Consider the following 21,458-nt stretch of genomic DNA (forward strand, 5'->3'; position numbering starts at 1 on the left):
ATGTTTTTAAAACGTTTCGGTAACATATTTTTAATTACTTAATACTATTTTCTCTATTTTTTTTTAATTATTATTACCCCTTAATAACTATTTATAAATAAAAAGCACTATAGTAAATCATTCCTTACTATAGTGTTTTTTATATTAATTATTTACTTTTATATGAAATCCATGTTTATCCTTTATTTCTACTTTAATAGTTTCATTTTCTCTTTTTATTTTTATATCAAAATAAAATTCACCTATCAGTATTTTTTTAACTTCTATATAATCTAATTCTTCAGGAAGTGTAGGATTTATAGTTATAGTATTTTTAGGTACATTTGGTTCTATCCCCATTATCCCTCCTACTATAGTCCAATTAACACCATAACTTGACCATGATTGTAAAAAACATCCTTTATTCGGCAAGTTTTCACTTATAGCCCCAGGCATACAACAGTATAATAGATTGCACAACTTTTTAGTGTACTCAAAAGCCTTATCAGATCTTTTATATAAACTTTCTGCATACGCCATTACACCAGATGAAATAGACATAGATAAATCTAAGGCATAAATATCATCACTTTTTTCATTAGATTCTATGTTTTCATTTTTTTTAACTCCACTTAACTGAAGTCCATGCTCGTTAGTAAACTCTGTACTTTCAAGTCTTTCAAAAACCTTCTTAGCTCTTTTTTCATTTACTAATTTGGCCTCTAAAGGAGATACCACTATCCAATTTTTCATAAGCCACGGTATATCTTTTTCTTCATCTTCCTCCCTATTTAAATCAAAGTAATGCTCCATTTCTTTTTTCTTATAGGTATCCATCTTTTCATTATTTATAAGATGGTAAGCTCTTTCTCTCATGTCTTTTATAGACCCAGACATATCAGCATATAATCCTTCTTCTTCCATCCAAAACTTATTTTCAATTTCTTCTTCAATCTTAGGTATTAGTTCTTCACACTTATTAATAACTTCTATATCATCTAAATATTTAGCCATATTTAAAAGACCTTCTAATGCCTCATAAGTAAGAACTGCAGTATCTAACATTTCTAAGTTTAAGCTATAAATCTCAATAATTCCATATCCATCAGCTAATAAGTCTTTGTCATCATCCATTTCGTTTAATAACCATCCTAAAACACCTTTTTTACAATAACCATACATTTCCTTGACAAATTCTATATCTCCAGTCCATAAAAACACTTGGTTTACAGCTTTTACAAAATGAGGTGTTTCTTGAGTATTTCCCTTGTTATACGTTACATCAAACGTAGATGTTTCATGTATAATACGTCCATTCCCATTTTCTCTATCCGATATTTCTTTTATAAGCCTTAGGGTTTCTTTACACTCTTGATGTTGACCCATTGATAATGCCGCAGGTATAGTATAACAAGCATCTGTTCCAAACCACCAAGGATAATGCGGGAACCCAGCTCCATACCCCCTACCTAAGTTAGGTATTTCCCTTATCATCATATCCGCATTATACTTTAACCACTCGCAAGCCTGCTTTACTTCTTTGTTTTCTAAAATTATTTCTGATTTAGATTTTATTTTATTATATCTTTTGTTTTTGTCTTCTTTTAATTTTTCTACATTTTTACAAACAAACTTTAAAGTGTTTTCTAAATCCGTACTACTTTTGCTTGACCCAAATATAACAAATCTTAATACTTTAACTTCATTTTTATCTAAATTTAATATATATTTGAATTTCAAATCATATAACTCATTATTATTATTAACTTCTATTTTAGCATTTTCAAAAGAATAAACACCTGCAAACCAAGGATTTATACTATCTTTAATTGTTACTTTATTAATTCCATTATTTTGATATATTTCATCATTCCCATTTTTAAACCCAGCATCTTCACATGTCCATGTACCTATAACATTCGCAACTGCATTAAATACCAATTCTCCACTAAATTTTTCATTTGATTTTATTTTATAATCTACTATTAAAGCTTCTAAATTATCTGGTACAAACTCTGTTTTTACAATTGTAAGTTTATCATCCTCAAAAGTTGTATGACACGAAGTTGGCTCTATTTCAAATTTAGTTGCTTCTAGTTTTATCCTTTCATCTTTGAATATGTTTATATTAAATTCATTAAATAGTTTTATAGGATGAGCCCAAACTCCACCCATTTCTCCTTCTACATGCCATCCTATTTTAGGAAAAGTTCCATTTTGATTTCCTATAGAATACATTCTATTACCAACTACTACATATGGATCACTCAAGTTATTAGTTTTTATTATACTGTTCATTTTTCCCTCCATAGTTCTATAAGTGTTAAGTTCTTATATTTCAATTAATACAAAAGACCCAATAAGGGTCTTTTATTATTTATCTCCACCTATTCTTACACCTTCCATAAAGTACTTATTAAATACAGCATACATTATAAGTATAGGAGTTATAGTTATCATAGATGCAGCCATTATATAATGCCATTGAGCGACATATTGAGTTTGGAACATTTGAAGACCTAATGTTAAAGTATACTTATTCGGATCGTTTAAGTATAACATAGGCTTCATAAATTCATTCCAGAATCCCATAAATACAAATATCGCTTGTGTTGAAAGTGCCGGTTTTGCCATAGGTAATACTATTTTAAAGAATATTTGAACTCGACTTAATCCATCTATTGAGGCTGCTTCTTCTACTTCTTTAGGGAAGTTTAAGAAGAACTGTCTCATCATAAATATATACGTTGCATTTATTGCAGCAGGTATTATAACTGCTGAAAAACTATTTAACATACCTAATTGTTTTATTATTAAGTAGTTAGGTATTATAAGTATTTGACCTGGTACCATCATTACAGCAAGTATAATATGGAATAGATGTTTTTTCCCTGGAAAGCTTAATCTTGCAAGAGCATATCCTGCCATACTATTAAATATTAAATTCAATAACGTACCTACTATAGCTATAAATAAAGAGTTTGAGAACCACTTAATAAAATCTGAACCTACATTGAATATATATTTATAATTATCAAAACTAAAGTTTTGAGATGTTAATGTAAGTCCACCACCAACTATTTCGTTATATGGCTTAAATGATGCCGCCAATCCCCATAAAAATGGATATAGAGTTATTAATGCATATATTATTAATATCGTATATACTAATATTTTTCCTAATTTTGCTTTTTTCACTTATTTCACCTCCATAGCTTATATCTCTTCTTTTTGTAATTTTTTAGCTAGCATAGCTACTATAAAGATTACTATTGCAAGTACTACTGCTATTGCCGCTGCATATCCCATTGTTCCATTCGTTTTAAATGCATACTGATACATTGATAATGCAACTGTAAGAGTCGAATTTTGAGGTCCTCCTGAACCATTTGAGAATATATAAGCTTGGTCAAATATTTGGAAACATCCTATAAGACCTTGTAATACAACAAATACTGTTACTGGAGCAATATTTGGAACTGTTATTTTAAAGAACTTTTGCATAGAATTCGCTCCATCTATAGATGCCGCTTCATATAAAGCGTCTGGTATATCTTGAAGTCCTGCTAAATATATAGTCATAAAAAATGGAACTGTCGACCATATATTCATAGCCATTATAACTTTTAGTGCAAACTTAGGATCACCCAAGAAGTTTACAGCACTTTCCATAATTCCCGAAGACATTAAGAACTGATTTATTGGACCATTTACACTAAACAAGAACATAAATATCATAGTAAGAACTGCTGATGATGTTAATGTCGGTAAAAATAAAACTGTTCTAATTAAATTCTTGGCTTTTAATTTTTGGTTTAATACATATGCTAGTACCAATGCTATAAAAGTCTGCGTTGGAACAACTACTATAACATAGCTAATCGTATTTTTAAAAGCAATCCAAATTCGCTCATCTTTCAATAAATTTATATAGTTATCAAAACCTACAAATTTATATGAAACCTCTCCTAGTAAATTAACCCTAGTAAAAGATATAAACAATGAATACAATACAGAGAACAACACAAATGTACCTAGTATAATTACTGTAGGAGTAATAAACCCATAAGCTTGCAGCAATTCTCCTTTTCTTTTAGTTGAGGTATTCGCTTTACCCATTTTACTAAACCTCCCAAATAAGGACTATATACCTTTTATTTTGTAAAACTTAATATTTTTATTGTTTATTTTATATTTCGATTATATACCAAATCGCTTCGGAAATCAATCGTTTTCCAAATGATTTCACATTAAGTTTTCGATAGTTCCTTTCAATATTTTAGTACTCGGTATAACTACATCTGCATGATTTAAATTCTCTTCACTACCTATACCTATAGATAACATATTTGAATCATTTATAGCAATAACGCCAGCCTCAGAGTCTTCAACTCCTATACAATCATTAGGATTAAGACCTATCAATCTAGCACCTTCTAAGAATATATCAGGAGCAGGCTTTCCTTGTTTAACACTCGACGGATCTACTATAACTTCGAAATAATCTCTTAATTCTAATTTATCTAAAATTAAAGGTGCATTTTTACTAGCGGAAGCTAATGCCACTTTTATATTGTTTTCTTTTAAGTATTTTAATGTCTCAACTATATTTTCCATAACATCATTTGGAGTTAATTTTTCTAATAAAGTTAAGTAATAATCATTTTTAGAATCAGCTAGTTCCTCTTTTTCTTTTTCAGTGTATTTTTTTTCTTTATCACCATTTATTAATATTTTCTCTAAAGACTCACTTCTAGAAATTCCTTTTAAAGTTTCATTAAATTCTCTATCTATCTCTATATCTAGCTTTTTAGCCAAATGCTTCCAAGCAATATAGTGATACTCTGCTGTATCTGTTATAACCCCATCTAAGTCAAATATAATACCTTTAAATTTCATACTCTGAATCTCCTATCTATTATTTATATTTTGCATATATTATTTTTTGATTCTAAAAATTTAAGTCTATAAGAATTTTAAATACTTCTTATAGACCCTATTTAAAATCAAACTTAAATACCTTAATTTATAGTGTTAATTTTATTTATTTAGCTCTATAGTTATCTCATCTACTAATACATATTCCCCACCTTTATGTGTAAATTTTATTTGAGAATTGTTTTTAGTAATGTTTTTCATCTTAAGTGTTTCTTTATCTACATTTACTTGTAATTTATCTCCATGCCAATATATAGGGAATTCTAGATTTGCCCAAGTATCTGGTATAGTTGGATTTATTCTAAGATTTCCATTTATCATTCTAACTCCACCAAATCCATTTATAACACATTGCCATAATCCACCTAAAGAAGCTGCATGTATACCAGCATCTGAAGTTTTCATATTAGGACCTAGGTCTATATCACAAGCCTGTCTAAACAATTTATAAGCTAACTCCGTTTCACCTAAATCATTTGCAAGGGTACAATGAGTCGATAAACTTAACGATGAATCATGTAAAGTTTTCGGCTCATAATAATCCCAATTAGATCTTTTTACTTCTTCAGAGAATAAATCTTCAAGTAGTAAAAATAATACCATTATATCTGCCTGTTTAGAAACTTGTATTTCATTAGCTTGTTTCATATTATAGTCTTTGAAAAAACTCCCTACATTTGTTTGATTTTTATACTTAGTTAAATCTATTATTTCTTTTGTTAAGTAAGTATCATCTTGAGGTATTACATTATCTTTATTAGGAGTAGGAAGATATATTTTATCTTTCTTCTCTATCCATTTAGCCACATTTTCTTCTAAGTTCAATTTTTGATTTAATTTATCAAATAATTCTACTTTATTTTCTTTTAATTCATTGTAGTATTTTATTGCTAAGTCTAAATTCCATTTAGCAGTATAATTTGTAAATGCATTATTATTTACATGTTCTTTATACTCATCAGGACCTATTACTTCATTTATTTCAAATATATTTTTATCTTCATTCCATTCAAGTCTAGACTGCCAGAATATAGCACAATCAAGTATTATCTCATATCCACATTTATCCATAAAATCTTGATCATTAGTTACATTATAATAATGCCAAGTTCCATAAACTACATCACTTGTAACATGGATTTCTATAAATCCTGTCCATATTTTTTCAGGCTTTCCTGTTACTATATCAGCAGCTCCCCATACAGGTGTAACTTCTCCATCTTCAAGCCAAGCTGATTCCCAAGGGAACTGAGCACCTTCATAACCATTTTCCTTAGCTTTTTTTCTAGCCCCTTTAAGTGTTAAATATCTATATTCTAATAAACTTCTTGCAACTTTAGGATCACTATATATAAAGTATGGAAGCATAAATATTTCTGTATCCCAGAAAGTATGACCTTTATACCCCTCTCCCGATAATCCTTTAGCTCCTATATTCATTCTATTATCATGAGCAGGAGTCATAATCACTAGATGATATTGTGCAAACCTTATAGCTAATTGCTCATAATCATCATCAGAATTAATAACTATATTAACCTTTGACCATATTTTTTCTTGCCATGCATTTTTTGATTCTTTTTGAAGTTTCTCATATCCTTTTATACACTCTTTTCTTAAATTTTCTAATGAATATTCTTTTAACCTGTCATAAGATAATCCTTCACATTCTTTATCTCTAGATGTATATATATTCGATACTTTTTCTATAGTTAAAGTTTTCTCAGATTCTAAAGTTAAATCGTAATTATAAAATACTTTTCTTCTATCCATAGATATTAAGCTATTTACATCAATATCTTTATTATCAACTTTAAAATCATGAGTTGTATTTAGAACAAAATCTATTTTAGACTCTATTGTTTTTTGAGTATATTGTATAAATTTAGAATTATAAACTCTTTTGTCACCTTCAGAAAAATGTTGTACTCCTGTATTTGATACCTGACCATTTATACCTGATTGTACTTTTATTTCTATATTTTTTTCTAAAGGAGTTATCTTTATTTGTTGACCTATTAAATGTATATTATCTAAAGATACAAATCTTTTAAACTCAAACTTTATCTTTCCACTATTTTTATTTTGCCATATAAATTGGCGATTCAATTCCCCAGTTTTTAAATTTAAACTTCTATTATAATCTGAATACTCGCCTTCTATAAGAGTAAAACGTTCTCCGTTTATATATAAAGATATCTCTGTTAAGTCTGCAGTATTTGGTAATTCTGTAACTTCATCATCAAATTTATTAAAAGTTCCTGCAATTAACATATCTCTAGTTTCGCCAACATATTTTTCTTCTGTTGCAGATCTCAAACCTAAATAACCATTACCCAAAGACATTATAGATTCACATTTGCCTAAAAATTTAGTACTAAAATCATTTTCAGAAATTATCCAATTTTTATAATCACCTTGTCCTAAATCATACTTCATTAAAGTCATATCTTTTCCCCACTTTCTAGACTATTTGCCTTATATAATAACTAAAAAAAACAATAATTTTTATTTTCTAATTAATATAAATACTTTTCTTTGATTTTCTTTAATCTCATTTTACCGAAACGTTTTGGATTTGTAAAGAAAAAAAGAAAAAATAATTAATTATTTTTTCTTCGCTTCACTTGATTGCTGTATACAAACTTCACAATCAGATTTAACAACCCTCATAGGAGTTTTATTTTTCAAGTGTTGTATCAATAAATCAGATGCTTTATAGCCTTTATCATAGCTATTTTGCCTTATAGTTGATATATTCGGCGTTATGTAATCTACTAAAGCAATTCCATCAAATCCAAATATAGCTATATCTTCTGGTATATTTTTACCTAATTCTTTAATAGACTCAATTGCACCAATAGCCATTAAGTCACTTGAACAAAATATAGCATCTACATTCTCACTTACAAGTTCTCTAGCACATTCTTTAGCTTTATCTCTACTAAATTCTCCATCTTTTATTAAACTTTCATCAATTTCAACGCCAAAATCTTTAAGCGCTTCTAAATATCCAGCTTTTCTTTCTATAGATACATACGCACTTTCACTACCATTTATAAGACCTATTTTTTTTCTATTACCCTCTATTAAGCTTTTCGTTGCTAAATATGAATATTTTTCATTATCAATCACAACAGAACCAATATTCTCAGTTAGATATGGTATATCTATAACAACCATTGGTAAATCAGACTTTATAAGTTCTTTTAAATTTGGGTCATCTCTTTTTATACCGCACAATATAGCTCCACTTACACCTCTTTCTCTACAGAACTGTAAATAGCTTTTTTGTTTCAAAAATTTCTCAGAATATAAATATAATACAGTTTCAGTATCATTTTCACTTGTACAATTAAACACTCCACTCATTATCCCTATTAACATGTCGTTAGTAGAATGCTGTTTTTCAAATCCAACAACTATTAACGCTATTGATTTTTCGTTTTTACTTGCTAATTTTTTAGCAGCCAAATTAGGAACATAACCTAACTCATCTACAGCCTTCATTACTTTTTTCTTTGTAGCTTCACTTACATCATTGTGATTATTTATAGCACGAGAAACTTGAGTTACTGATAAACCCGTATGTTTTGAGATGTCTTTTAACGTAACCACTTTTCCCCTTCCTCCATTCTTATTTTTTATAAACCCAGTATAATTTAATTATATACCTTTTTACACTTTACTAAATTTGATTATACTTTTCAACCAAATTTATATCAATAACTATCTTTTATCTATACTTCTTTACTCTTAATATTATTTTATATAAAACATTAATTTACCTCCCAATATAAACATTTGCCTCATCATTTTTTTCCAAATCGATTTGGTTTTTTCATTATACCATCTACAAAAACATAATTCTATATATTTATATATATTTATTCGTACATTTTCATTATATTTTTCATAAATTATTGTGTACAGCTATAAACAATGCTATTCTATTAAAATAACTATAAATTTTAAATAAAAAGGGGGACTTTTATGACCAAAGATATGACTCATGGTAATCCAGTCAAACTGATTTTATATTTTTCAATTCCACTTCTAATCGGAAATATATTCCAGCAATTTTATAGTATGGTTGATACCATAATAGTTGGGAGATTTTTAGGTGTAAAAGCACTTGCAGCCGTCGGTTCAACTGGTTCTTTAACATTTTTAATTATAGGATTCGTTTTAGGTTTAACTTCAGGATTTTCAGTTTTAGTTTCTCAAAGGTTTGGAGCTAATGATGAGGAAGGGTTAAAAAAAGCAGTAGCTAGTGCTACTTTATTATCTATTGTAATGGCAATTATAATAACTATTCTAAGTTTACTTGCAGCAAAACCACTACTTCATATAATGAATACTCCAGATGATATTATCGAAAGTGCTTATTCTTATATTTTCGTAATCTTTGCTGGAACCTTCGCTACATTTTTCTATAATATGATTTCAAGCATATTGCGTGCTTTAGGTGATAGTAAAACACCTTTATACTTCTTAATTGTAGCTTCTTTATTAAATATAGTACTAGATTTAGTATTTATCGTTAATTTTTCAATGGGTGTTGCAGGTGCAGCTTATGCCACTGTAATATCACAAGGAGTATCAGGTTTATTATGCTTTATTTATATATCAAAAAAATTACCTATATTAAGGTTAGAAAAAAAACATTTTAAAGTTGAAGCTGAGTACATTAGGCAACATCTTAAAATAGCAATTCCTATGGCTTTACAATTTTCTATAACGGCAGTTGGAGCTGTTATTTTACAAAGCGCAGTTAATGCCTTTGGTTCAATAGTAGTAGCTGCTCATACAGCCGCTTCTAAGGTTGAACAACTTGCGATGCAACCAAGCGTTACATTTGGTGTTACTATGGCTACTTACTGCGCTCAAAATCTGGGTGCTGGAAATATTGACCGTATAAGAGAAGGTGTTAAAAAATGTACTATAATTAATATTATCATCGGCTTAGTAGGTGGAGTTATGCTAGTATTCTTTGGCGAACACTTCATAAAACTATTTGTATCAGGTTCTGATCCAAATGTTATTTCTTACGCTAAGCAATATTTATTTATTGTTGCATTCTTCTTTATACCACTTAGCTTAATTTTTATATATAGAAACGCTTTACAAGGTATGGGATACACTTTTATGCCTATGATGGCTGGTGTTGGAGAATTATTAGCAAGAACTATAGTTTCATTTACATTGCCTGCTTTAATCGGATATTCAGGTATTTGCTTAGCAGGCCCTATGGCTTGGCTTGCCGCTTCAATACCTTTAATAGTAGACTACTTAAAAAAAATGAATGACATGTCTCATCTTCCTGAATATAGTTCAATTTAATCCTTTAGCAATATAAATAACTTAGGAAAAAGACTATTTTTAATCTAAATTAGATTAAAAATAGTCTTTTTTTATTTATTCATATTATTTTGTTGTTTATTTTTAACATTTTCAAGTTCTTTTAAAAATTGCTCAGATTGATTATAATCTATATATAATAAGCAAGATATATCATCCATTTTTTCACTTATTCTAGTTGCTATTCTTACATGATCTTCTAAATGTTTAGTATCAAACTTATATATTAAGTCTAAATGTTTTAATTCACCATTTATAATAACATTTATATCTTCTTCAGAAATTTCAATCTCTACCTTTGTCTTAGTATCACTCATTGATATGTTGTTAAATTTAGTATATTTAAATGAATGACCTTTATAATCAAATCTATTACTTTCTTTTAATTTTTCAAGTATAAACTTACCCTCTTCTACTTTTTCCAAAAACTCATCTTCTTCATAAAAGTAATATTTAGAAAAATAATCTAATGTATATTTGCCCATAAATGCCTCCTAAATATATATTCAAATTTAGTATTTACAATAAACAATATATATATTTACTTAATATAAGATCATCACATAAAAAAACGATTTGAAATAATATATTTCAAATCGTTTTTTTATTATGCTAATTCTAATGCAACTTCCATCATCTTAGTAAATGCTGTTTGTCTTTCTAATGCAGTTGTAGCAACACTTTCAAATGGTAGATCCGATATTGTTAATATACAAAGAGCGTTAACTCCAGCTCTTTGAGCATTCATATAAAGCGCTGCAGCTTCCATCTCTACTGCTAATACATTCATTTTACTCCAACTTTTTAATACATCTAATCCTCCATCATTGTAGAATATATCACTTGATAGTATATTACCTACAACAGCAGGAATATTTTTTTCTTTAGCTATGTCATAAGCTTTATTTACTAATTCAAAACTTGCTATTGGTGAATAAGTACCTGGTAAATTATATTGAGATGCATAATTTGAGTCAGTACATGCTCCCATAGCTATTACTAGATCTTGTATCTTTAAATCTTTGTTTAAAGCTCCTGCCGACCCTATTCTTATAAGATTTTTAACTCCATAAAAATGTATTAATTCATACGAGTAAATTCCCATTGATGGTCCACCCATACCGCTACCTTGGACAGATATCCTTTTTCCTTTATAGTATCCTGTATAACCATACATTCCTCTTACAGTATTGTACTCAACTGCATCCTCTAAAAAGTTTTCTGCTATAAACTTAGCTCTTAAAGGGTCTCCTGGCATAAGTACCGTTTCTGCTATATCCCCTGCATTCGCATTATTGTGTGGTGTTAATCCCATCGTCACTTCCTCCTAGTTGTTTATTCTATATTTTTATATTATTTACTTCATTTTATCATACTCTTCTTTATTTACCGGAACCTTTATTTCTCCATTTTTAATTTTTTCACTTTGTTCTTTAACAAATTCTATTATCTCTGGATCTACATTTTTTTCAGTAGTAGGGGCTATACCTACTCCATCTTCTTTTAGACCATATACGCTTACTTCTCCACCTTTAAATTCACCATTAACCAAATCTTTTATAGTATTAAACACTACCATATCTACCCTTTTAATAGCTGATGTTATTACATTTTGTGGAGCTAAAGAGTTTTGATCCTTATCAACACCTATGGCCATTTTATTATTTTCTCTTGCTGCCTCAATAGCACCAGAACCAGTATCTCCCGCAGCAGTAAATATTACATCCACATTATCTTTATGCATTTGATTAGCAATAGCCTTTCCTTTGGATGCATCTGAATATGTATCTGCATATTGTCTTAGAGCTGTTACATCATTTCCACTAGCATCAACTCCTGCTAAAAAACCATACTCAAAGCTTTCTATTATAGGATTTCTAGTGCCTCCTATAAATCCTACTTTTCCTGTTTCAGTTTTCTTACCTGCTATCAATCCTACTAAATATGACGCTTCTTCTGCATCAAACATTATTGAATTTACATTTTTAGGTTGTTCTTCATATGAATGATCTATAATCGCAAACTTTTGATCTGGATAATGTTCTGCAGCATCTTTTATTGCAGCATCCATTTGAAAGCCTATACCTATAACCAAATCAGAATCATTATCAATCGCAGTTTCAACATTTTGTGCATATTCAGAAGCTTGTTTTGATTCTATTACTTCAACATTTACACCTAGTTCCTTTTCAGCCATTTTTAGACCTTCCCAAGCTGATTGATTAAAAGATTGATCATTTATACCACCGATGTCTGATACCATAGTTATCTTTAAATCTTGTGTTGACTTCTCATCTTTAGAATTATTAGAACTACATCCAATTAACATCGAAGTAGTTAGTGATAAAACTATACCTAGTGATAATATTTTTTTAATTTGCATAGATACCTCCAAAATTATGTTGTCATATTTTAAATTATTTTATCTAAATGTGTTATACTTTTTATCATTGTATTATACTTTTTATTCAAATACAATAGTTTTTCTAAAAATATACGTATTTTTTTATAAAAATTCTATTTCTAACTATTTTTCTTATTTCCAAAAACATTTTCATACGTTTTCAATTCACAAATGTCGAATTTTAATAAAATATATTTGATTATAATTCGTTTTTATTGTATAATTTCATCAAATAATCATTATACAAAGGTGGTAAAATATGACACAATTACTTATAAAAAATACATACTTAATAACTATGAATAAAAATAAAGACGTTTATGAAAACGGAAATATATTAATTGAGGATAATAAAATAAAAGCTTTAGGTAATATAGATATAAATTTAATAAATCATGACTGTGAAATTTATGATGCTAAAGGAAAAATACTTATGCCAGGATTCGTTAACACTCACGTTCACTTGTCTCAGCAATTAGGTAGAGGTATTGCAGATGATGTCGATTTATTAACTTGGCTTAGAGATAGAGTTTGGCCTTATGAAAGCAGTTTTGACTATGAAGACTCTTTGATTTCATCTACTGCTTGTTGTGTGGAATTAATAAGATCTGGGGTAACTACGTTTTTAGAGTCAGGTGGTCAATATGTTGATGCTATGGTTGAAGCAGTTGATAAAACAGGTATAAGAGCCTGCCTTGCAAAATCAACTATGGACCAAGGAGAAGGACTTCCAAAAGCTTGGCAAAAAACTTGCAAAGAAGAATTAGATACTCAAATTGACTTATTTAAAAAATTTAATAATTCATCAAATGAAAGAGTTAAGATATGGTTTGGTCTTAGAACTATATTTAACAACTCAGATGAATTAATAGTAAAAACTAAAGAATTAGCTGATAAGTATAATACAGGAATACATATGCATATCGCTGAAATATCAGACGAAATAGATTTTGCAAAACAAAGACAAGGTCTTTCTACTGTTGAACATCTAAATAATTTAGGTATTTTAGGTTCAAATTTACTTGCAGTTCATACGGTTTGGCTAACTAATAGAGAGCTTTACTTGTTTAGATTAAATGATGTCAAAGTATCCCATAATCCTGCTGCCGCAATGAAGGTTGTTTTAGGATTCGCTTCAATACCAGAGATGCTTGATAAAGGAATCCCTGTATCTATAGGTACAGATGGTGCACCTTCAAATAATAGAATGGATATGATGAGAGATATGTACTTAACATCATTAATACACAAAGGAAGAACACTAAACCCAACTGTAGTTAACGCTGAAAAAATACTTGAAATGGCTACTATAAACGGAGCTAAATGCGCTTTATTAGATAGTGAAATAGGAAGTCTTGAAATTGGTAAAAAAGCAGATATGATAATATTAAATCCTAATACTATACATTGTCTACCAATGCATAATCCTATAGGAAATATAGTGTATTCTATGAGTAGTGAAAATGTAGAATCTACTATATGTGATGGTAAATGGCTAATGAAAGAAAATGAAATAGTCGTTCTTGATGAAATTAAGCTATTAGAAAAAGTTAAATCTCAAGCTGAAAAAATAAGAAAAAAAGCTAATATAAATTTAATTTCAAATTTTAATATAATAAAATAAAATTTAATGATATAATAAAAAGAAGTATATTTTAGTGTTAAGTACATTCAAATATACTTCTTTTTTATTATTCTTGATAAAGAAAATTTATAATAAATATGTTATTATATAAACAGCAATTATTTACTTCATCTAGACTGGAGGATTAATATGAACGATAAGTATATTATTTATTTTATTAGTAGAACTAAGGCTAATATGATAAAATTTATAGAAAATAAATTAAAAGAAAATAAGTTAAATGATTTGATCCCTACACATGGTAATATTTTAACTGCTCTTTATGAAAGTGAAAAAAGCTTAACTATGAAAGAAATAGCAAAAAAAATTGGAAAAGACAAATCTACAGTTACTTCTTTAGTAAATAAGCTTGCAGATTTAGGATATGTTAAAAAACAAAAATGCGAAAAAGACAAAAGAGTAACATATATTGTTTTAACAAATAAAGCTAGAGAAATCGAAGATACTTTTAACTTTATTTCTTCTCAAGTTAAAGAAACTGCATATAGTGATTTTACAGATGAAGAAAAAAAAGAATTCCTTAGACTTTTAAGAAAACTTAGTACTAACTTTAAAAATGCAAACAACTAATCTATTAAATTTTTTATAAAAAATCCGCTTAGCTCATGTCGCCAACGACTTCGTCCCTTGCTCAAAATATTTTTATGCCTAAAACCAATTTGTTGATATAACTTAATTTTATGAGTTATACACAGAAAATTAAGTATCATAATATCCTTAAGCATAAAAAAGAAAAAAGCTATCTATTATAATAGATAGCTTTTTATTATATATTTAAAGTTTTAATTATTAATTAGTCTATAAACGTTACAACATCTTCTAACGGTTTACGAGGTGGTTGAGCTGGAGTGTTATCTTGTGCTACCCCTAATGATATCATAGACATTAACTCATAACCTTCTTTTTCAAATCCTATTAGTTTTTCTATTTCTGCCTTAGCATGAGTAGGTCCTGTCATATAACAAGTTCCATATCCCATCTCAGTTGCTGCTAATAAGAAGTTTTCAACAGCTGCTCCTATTCCTTGTGCAGCAGATTGAGGTGATACTAAAACATCAATCACTTCTTGAGGTGCATTGTTTTGTTTTAATATTTTGTACTCTATCATTTTATATTCACACGAATACACTAAAACTACTACTGGAGCATCTTTAAAGCATGTATAATAATTTATTACACTCATATGTCTTTTGAAATCTTTTTCATCTTTTGCAAGTTGTCCTATTTTTTCATGACTTTTAGTTACTATATCTGCCATTTCATTTATTATATCTTTATTTTGAAGTACAACAAAGTGCCAGTTTTGCTGATGTTTTGGAGATGGTGCATAAGTTGCTGCATTTAATAATTCAACTATATCCTCTTTTGGTATTTTAGTATCTTTGAATTGTCTTACACTTTTACGGTTGTATATGAAATCTAAGTTTGCCATTATGTAATTCTCCTTTTGTTAAATTAGTTTGTCTTCAAACTAATTATATTAAAAAAATAGTTTTGTGTCAAACTATTTTATGCAAAAGATTATTTTGTCAAATTATAAAAAATAAAAGTACTTCTTAAAATTTTAAGAAGTACTTTTATTTTATCATTTATTTTCATTTATAAACACATTTATTTCGTCTATTGTAGCATATGAACTTATAGCTCCTTTTTTAGTTGTGCTATAAGCAGCATAATAATTTGCAAATGTTAAATAACCTTTAATAGTCTGAAATTCCAATTCACTTAAAGAGTTAATATCTACATTATCTTTTAATAGTTTATATAAAAATGCACCTATAAAAGAATCTCCTGCTCCTGTTGTATCCATAACACTTACTTTGTTTCCATTTATAGTAACAGAGTTATTTTTAGTATAAGCTGTAGCACCTTTACTTCCTTTTGTGAATAAAACCATAGATACATTTCCTCTAAATAAAACTTCTTTTGCATCTTCTATATTATTATAACCTGTTATAAACTCTAACTCTTCATCAGATATCTTTAATATATGTGCAAATGGCATAAATTCTAAAATCGCATCTTTACAATCTTTTTCACTATTCCAAAGAGGAAGTCTAACATTTGGATCAAAACTTACTATAGAATTATTTTTTACAGCATATTCTATAGCCTTTTTATGTGCATTTTTCATAGGTGAATCTACTAAATCTACAGAACAAAAATGCAGGCTATGACAATTTACAAACCATTCTTCTTTTATTTCTTCTGGATCTAATAACATATCCGCACTTGGGTTTCTATAAAAAGAAAAATCTCTATTTCCATCTTCTTTTAACGAAACAAATGCTAATCCAGTATTAGCTTTGTTTGTTCTAAGTATATAATCAGTACTTACATTAGCATTTTTTAACACATCTATTATATAATCTCCAAATGCATCTTGTCCTAATTTAGATATAAAACTTGAATTCGCTCCAAGTTTAGCAACTACTGCAGATACATTAGCAGGAGCACCCCCTGCTACTCTTTCAAATTCAGATACATCCTTTAAATCACAACTTTTTTTATTAGGAATAAAATCTATCAAGGCCTCTCCTATACTTATGATTTTTTTCATATTATCCTCCCACTTAAAATACCTATATATATTTTTATTACACCTTTATTACTTTAGTCTTTGCTACAATATCATGAATCGATTTTCCATCTTCTCTTATATTTATCATATAATTAGAAGTTACAGCAAATATTATACCTATAATAGGAATAATATAGATTATTTTACTAAGCTCTCTTACAACAATATTAGCTATACTTGGATTTTCATAATTGTCTTTTACTATTTTCATCCCCATTATATATTTTCCAAAGTGGTATCCTTTAAATATTGTTGGAGATAAAATTATATAAATAGTAAAAATTAAGCTTCCTAGTCTTAATGACATGTAAGAATTTTTTCCTATATTTATCAAAATTCCCACTATCAATGCATATATTCCTAAGTTATCTATCAACAGAGCAACTACCCTTGTTAGTAATTTAGTTCTCAATATTAAATGCCTCCATTTCATATATATGAAGGTTGCAGTTTAAGTACTCTCCACTTACCTTAATACCCTCTTTATCTTTTGTTGGATAAAATCTAGTAGTAAATACTTCTTCTCCATCATTTATAAATATTTCTAAAGATGAAGTATCACAAAGTACTCTTAAGTTTTTTAGGCTATCTAAATCTGCGCTTCTGTCTTTTCTTCCGTATCCTCCCCCTATAAATGATAATGTAAATAAATTTTCTTGCTTTTTGTAATTTAAGCAAGCGCAGTCTTTTATTATAATCTCCAAACTTTCACAATTTTCAATATTAGCAACTAAATCAAACGTATTATAAGCTTTATCTTCTATTGATTTTTCTACTTTTATATTTTTGCAATTTTTTCTTAAATTTTTTAATTCATCAATAGGAAGTTGAGTTAATTTATTTTTAACCACTTTTAATTCTCTGGGAACTGTTAGTGCATGTTGCCACCCATACTCTGTTGTTGGATTGCTATAAACATCTTCAATATCTGGAAGCCCCATCCATCCTATTAAAAGTCTTCTCCCTTTAGAATCTAAAAATGTTTGAGGAGCATAAAAATCAAATCCTCTATCTATTTCTTCAAAATTACTAAGTTTATAATTTTTAGTCTTGTAATCCCCTTCTAAGAAATAATATCCACTTTGATAAACATTGTTATATTTAAAACCATCCGCTTCTATACCTTGTGGTGATATAAGTAATACAGTTTTCTCTTCTATTTTAAATAAATCAGGACACTCCCACATATAACCAAACTTTGCTTCACTTTTTATAACATTTATATTTTCCCAATTTATCATATCTTTACTTTCAAATACTAATACTTGACCTATGTCATTTTTATCTCTAGCTCCTAAAACCATATAAAACTTATCATTTTCTTTAAATACTTTAGGGTCTCTAACATGACAAGTCATATTATCAGGATAATCACTGTTTGTCATTATAAGTCTTTTGTCTGTAAAGTTTTCTCCATCTTCACTTACTAATAATATTGTGTTGTGTCCTCTCCCTGAGTTTATATAGTCATATTTCCCTCTATGTTTTACATTTCCTGTATAAAATATATTCATCTTTGAATCGTGTACTATTGTAGATCCTGAGTATGCACCATGACAATCATATGGCTGGTCTGCAAAAACTTTGGCACCTTTATTTTTCCAATTTATAAAGTCTGAAGTGATATATTGTCCCCACAACTTTAATCCACCTTTTTCATCAAAAGGAGAGTATTGATAAAATATATGATAGCATCCATTAAATTCACAAAGTCCATTAGGATCATTTAACCAACCTACGGGTGGCATTAAGTGAAAATTTAGCCTCCAATAATCTGATTTCACTTTTTCGCCTTCACAATTTTCTACTGTTTTAACTAAACGTTTTAAATCTCTATTTAAAGAATTCATTTTTTCCTCCAATATATATAACTAAGTATAAATTTATATTTATATAAACGAAAGAGTTATCTAAAATATCAGAAAGATAACCCCTTTTACTATTCATTATTTCGATTCATCCCAACCTAATAATAATGTTACTGCAAATGCAACTCCTAAAGATATCGCAAACATTATTATATAATTTATTGGTGAGTGTAAATGAAGCAATATACCAAATATCCCCGTTACACCTGTTGCTGTTGCACCAAGTCCTGTAACTGAAGCATATAATCCTCCTGCTGCCCCACCTAAAGCTGCTGCTATAAAAGGTTTCATAAATCTTAAATTAACCCCGAATATAGCTGGTTCTGTTATTCCTAGCATTGCACTTAATGCTGCTGGATAAGCTAACGATTTAATTTTTTTATCTTTTGTTTTAAAACCTACCGCAAGAGCTGCACCACCTTGCGCTATATTTGCTGCTGATGCTATCGGTAGCCAATATGTGTATCCATATTGAGCTAGTTGCCCTATATCTATTATTGAATACATATGGTGTATTCCAGTTACAACTGTTGACGCATAAATGCCACCTATTATAAATCCACCAACTCCAAACGGTAATTGAACTATTTGTTGAACACCTGCTAATAAAGAGTTTTCTAAGAACACAAATAATGGACCGACTAATGTTAGTGTAAGATATCCTGTTGTAAACAGTGTAACTAATGGAGTTACAAATAAATCAAGCACTTCCGGAACTACCTTGTGTAGCTTATTTTCTATAAGACTCATAATATAAACAGCAATTACTATTGGTATAACATGACCTTGATAACCAACTAATGGTATCTGATACAACCCAAACCATACATCTTGCATATTTAAATAACCTTCTGACGAAACCGTCCATGCATTTTGTAAATCTGGATGTAACATTACCATAGCAATTACTGCACCTAAGAATTGATTTCCTCCAAATACTTTTGCACTACTAAAACCAATCAATATTGGTAAGAATATGTAAGCTGCACTACTAAACATTTTTAAGAATACAAACCATGAACTTTGAGTATTTATATCTAAATATCCATTACTTACTGCAAAGTTTATTGACTCTGTAAGACCCATCATAAGACCTCCAGCTACTATAGCCGGGATTATAGGTACAAATATATCTCCTAAAGTTTTTATTATTTTTTTAAATTTATTATCATTAGCACTTGCTGCTTGTTTTAATTCTTCTTTTGATACTTCTCCTTGCCCCGTTAACTTAGAAAATTCTGCGTATACTTTGTTTACAGCCCCTGTCCCAAGTATAATTTGAAGTTGACCCGATGCAAAAAATACTCCTTTTACTCCTTCTATGTTTTCTATTGCTTCCTTGCTGACTTTTTCATTTGACTTTATAACTAGTCTAAGTCTTGTAGCACAATGTGCACCTGATACTAGATTTTCACTATTTCCAATACTAACTAAAATTTCTTGAGCTATTTTTTTATAGTTCATCTCTCAATCTCCTCTCAATATTTACGAAATCGATTACACATGGTATCGATTCCCTATATCACATTCATTATATAATAGGTTTTATTCTTTGTAAACATTTTCATAAAATTTATTTTAGTTATATTATTTCTATTATGTTTATTATTCTTATAATTTACTTGAACATAAAAAAAGTATACTCATTTACTGTATACTTTCTCTTTCTTTTAATTTATATCCTAATTTTATGTTCTTTATCTCTTTATCTTTATTTTGTAATTTACTTATAATTAATTTTGCTGCTTCTATCCCGCTAGTTTTATAATGATAATGTATCGTTGTAAGTTTTGGGCTAACCACTTTAGATACCCGAGAATCGCCTATAGATATTATAGCTATTTCCTTTGGTATATTAATATTATTTTTTTTAAGATACTCCATAGCTCCTATAGCTATACTATCAGTTGCACAGAATATTGCATCTAGGTACTTATTATCTTGAACTAATGCTTTACATCCTTCATATCCTGATTCTGTTGAAAACTCACCTATTTGAATTCGTTCTTTTTCTAATTCATAATTATAATCTTTTAATGCTTTTAAATAACCATTCATCCTTTCTTTACCAACAGCTACATCTTTTTCACTTACTCCTATATATCCTATATTTTTTTTATCATTTTCTATAAGATATCTAACCGCGCTGTATGCTGCTCCAAAATCATCATGATATATACATGAGTAATTTTCTACATTTTGACCAACTATTACTATTGGTCTTTTTATTTTTTTCATCATTTCTAAATGTTTCTTTGTTATTACAGTTGCAACAAATATAATTCCATCTACTTCATTATTTTTAAATATATTTAAATACTCTATTTCTTTTTCTATGTCTAGATCAGTATTCCCTAGAAGAACATTATATCCATATTTTCCTATTTCACCACTTATACCATCGACTACTCTACTTATAGTTTCAGAACTAATTTTTGGAAGAATAACTCCTATTAAATTAGTTTTTTTAGTTCTTAATGTTTGTGCATATGAAGATGGTACATAACCTGTTTCATCTATAATTTTTTGTATTTTTAATCTGTTAGCTTCACTTACATATCCATCATTTAAAAATCTAGATACAGTTGTTCTTGAAACCCCTGCTAATTCTGCGATTTTACTTATATTCATTAATATCCTCCTACTTAATTTGTCTATTGATATTTTATTATATATTTATCG

Annotated in this window: 18 protein-coding genes; 3 read left to right on the plus strand and 15 right to left on the minus strand. The window is 28.5% G+C overall.

The features are described 5' to 3' along the window. Positions 1 to 144: 144 nt before the first annotated feature. The 6 genes from BLP75_RS00225 to BLP75_RS00250 all read right to left on the minus strand — a co-directional run bounded on the left by BLP75_RS00225 (position 145) and on the right by BLP75_RS00250 (position 8,535). Positions 145 to 2,277, minus strand: a complete 2,133-nt coding sequence (locus BLP75_RS00225) for a glucosidase family protein (protein ID WP_092721712.1) — start codon at positions 2,275 to 2,277, stop codon at positions 145 to 147. Positions 2,278 to 2,352: 75 nt separating this feature from the next. Beyond that, entirely contained in the window at positions 2,353 to 3,177 is an 825-nt protein-coding gene (locus tag BLP75_RS00230; RefSeq protein WP_092721714.1) for a carbohydrate ABC transporter permease, read from the minus strand. An 18-nt stretch (positions 3,178 to 3,195) separates the two neighbouring features. Beyond that, positions 3,196 to 4,098 carry a carbohydrate ABC transporter permease gene (locus tag BLP75_RS00235; protein WP_092721716.1) on the minus strand — a complete coding sequence of 301 codons (903 nt, stop codon included), beginning with the start codon at positions 4,096 to 4,098 and terminating at the stop codon, positions 3,196 to 3,198. Between the two features lie 126 nt (positions 4,099 to 4,224). Next, the gene (gene pgmB / locus BLP75_RS00240; RefSeq protein ID WP_092721718.1) at positions 4,225 to 4,878 is read right to left on the minus strand and encodes a beta-phosphoglucomutase; all 654 of its coding nucleotides are present in this window, start codon (positions 4,876 to 4,878) and stop codon (positions 4,225 to 4,227) included. A 141-nt stretch (positions 4,879 to 5,019) separates the two neighbouring features. Next, complete coding sequence (locus BLP75_RS00245) at positions 5,020 to 7,365, minus strand: glycoside hydrolase family 65 protein (protein ID WP_242872347.1); 2,346 nt, start codon at positions 7,363 to 7,365, stop codon at positions 5,020 to 5,022. A 159-nt stretch (positions 7,366 to 7,524) separates the two neighbouring features. Beyond that, entirely contained in the window at positions 7,525 to 8,535 is a 1,011-nt protein-coding gene (locus BLP75_RS00250) for a LacI family DNA-binding transcriptional regulator (RefSeq protein ID WP_092721720.1), read from the minus strand. A 375-nt stretch (positions 8,536 to 8,910) separates the two neighbouring features. On the opposite strand from BLP75_RS00250, the gene BLP75_RS00255 reads away from it, so the two are divergent. Next, positions 8,911 to 10,260, plus strand: coding sequence for an MATE family efflux transporter (locus tag BLP75_RS00255; protein ID WP_092721722.1), 1,350 nt, complete (start codon positions 8,911 to 8,913; stop codon positions 10,258 to 10,260). Between the two features lie 71 nt (positions 10,261 to 10,331). Here BLP75_RS00255 and BLP75_RS00260 read toward each other — a convergent pair whose 3' ends face one another. The 3 genes from BLP75_RS00260 to BLP75_RS00270 form a co-directional block, all read right to left on the minus strand. Next, positions 10,332 to 10,763 carry a hypothetical protein gene (locus BLP75_RS00260; protein ID WP_092721724.1) on the minus strand — a complete coding sequence of 144 codons (432 nt, stop codon included), beginning with the start codon at positions 10,761 to 10,763 and terminating at the stop codon, positions 10,332 to 10,334. Positions 10,764 to 10,885: 122 nt separating this feature from the next. Next, a complete protein-coding gene (gene deoD, locus BLP75_RS00265; RefSeq protein WP_092721726.1) occupies positions 10,886 to 11,593 on the minus strand; it encodes a purine-nucleoside phosphorylase in 708 nt (235 codons plus the stop codon). A gap of 42 nt (positions 11,594 to 11,635) precedes the next feature. Further along, positions 11,636 to 12,661, minus strand: coding sequence for a BMP family lipoprotein (locus BLP75_RS00270; RefSeq protein ID WP_092721728.1), 1,026 nt, complete (start codon positions 12,659 to 12,661; stop codon positions 11,636 to 11,638). 280 nt (positions 12,662 to 12,941) lie between these two features. Here BLP75_RS00270 and BLP75_RS00275 point away from each other — a divergent pair, with 280 nt between their 5' ends. Next, complete coding sequence (locus BLP75_RS00275; RefSeq protein WP_092721730.1) at positions 12,942 to 14,306, plus strand: amidohydrolase; 1,365 nt, start codon at positions 12,942 to 12,944, stop codon at positions 14,304 to 14,306. A 150-nt stretch (positions 14,307 to 14,456) separates the two neighbouring features. Next, positions 14,457 to 14,897: a MarR family winged helix-turn-helix transcriptional regulator gene (locus BLP75_RS00280; RefSeq protein ID WP_092721732.1), complete on the plus strand. Its 441-nt coding sequence runs from the start codon at positions 14,457 to 14,459 to the stop codon at positions 14,895 to 14,897. Positions 14,898 to 15,120: 223 nt separating this feature from the next. Here the strand turns inward: BLP75_RS00280 and BLP75_RS00285 are convergent, their stop codons facing one another. From BLP75_RS00285 to BLP75_RS00310, 6 genes are all read right to left on the minus strand, one after another. Next, positions 15,121 to 15,759, minus strand: coding sequence for a nitroreductase family protein (locus BLP75_RS00285; RefSeq protein WP_092721734.1), 639 nt, complete (start codon positions 15,757 to 15,759; stop codon positions 15,121 to 15,123). A gap of 153 nt (positions 15,760 to 15,912) precedes the next feature. Further along, complete coding sequence (locus tag BLP75_RS00290) at positions 15,913 to 16,887, minus strand: carbohydrate kinase family protein (protein ID WP_092721736.1); 975 nt, start codon at positions 16,885 to 16,887, stop codon at positions 15,913 to 15,915. A 37-nt stretch (positions 16,888 to 16,924) separates the two neighbouring features. Further along, positions 16,925 to 17,320 carry an RDD family protein gene (locus tag BLP75_RS00295; RefSeq protein ID WP_170139101.1) on the minus strand — a complete coding sequence of 132 codons (396 nt, stop codon included), beginning with the start codon at positions 17,318 to 17,320 and terminating at the stop codon, positions 16,925 to 16,927. Then, positions 17,310 to 18,758, minus strand: a complete 1,449-nt coding sequence (locus BLP75_RS00300; RefSeq protein WP_092721740.1) for a glycoside hydrolase family 32 protein — start codon at positions 18,756 to 18,758, stop codon at positions 17,310 to 17,312. Before BLP75_RS00300 ends, BLP75_RS00295 begins: the two co-directional genes overlap by 11 nt. Positions 18,759 to 18,854: 96 nt before the next feature. Beyond that, positions 18,855 to 20,240, minus strand: a complete 1,386-nt coding sequence (locus BLP75_RS00305) for a PTS transporter subunit EIIC (protein WP_092721742.1) — start codon at positions 20,238 to 20,240, stop codon at positions 18,855 to 18,857. A gap of 183 nt (positions 20,241 to 20,423) precedes the next feature. Continuing rightward, positions 20,424 to 21,407, minus strand: coding sequence for a LacI family DNA-binding transcriptional regulator (locus tag BLP75_RS00310; RefSeq protein ID WP_092721744.1), 984 nt, complete (start codon positions 21,405 to 21,407; stop codon positions 20,424 to 20,426). Positions 21,408 to 21,458: the final 51 nt, after the last annotated feature.

The sequence above is a fragment of the Romboutsia lituseburensis DSM 797 genome (assembly GCF_900103615.1).
In the GTDB taxonomy this organism is placed as follows: domain Bacteria; phylum Bacillota; class Clostridia; order Peptostreptococcales; family Peptostreptococcaceae; genus Romboutsia_F; species Romboutsia_F lituseburensis.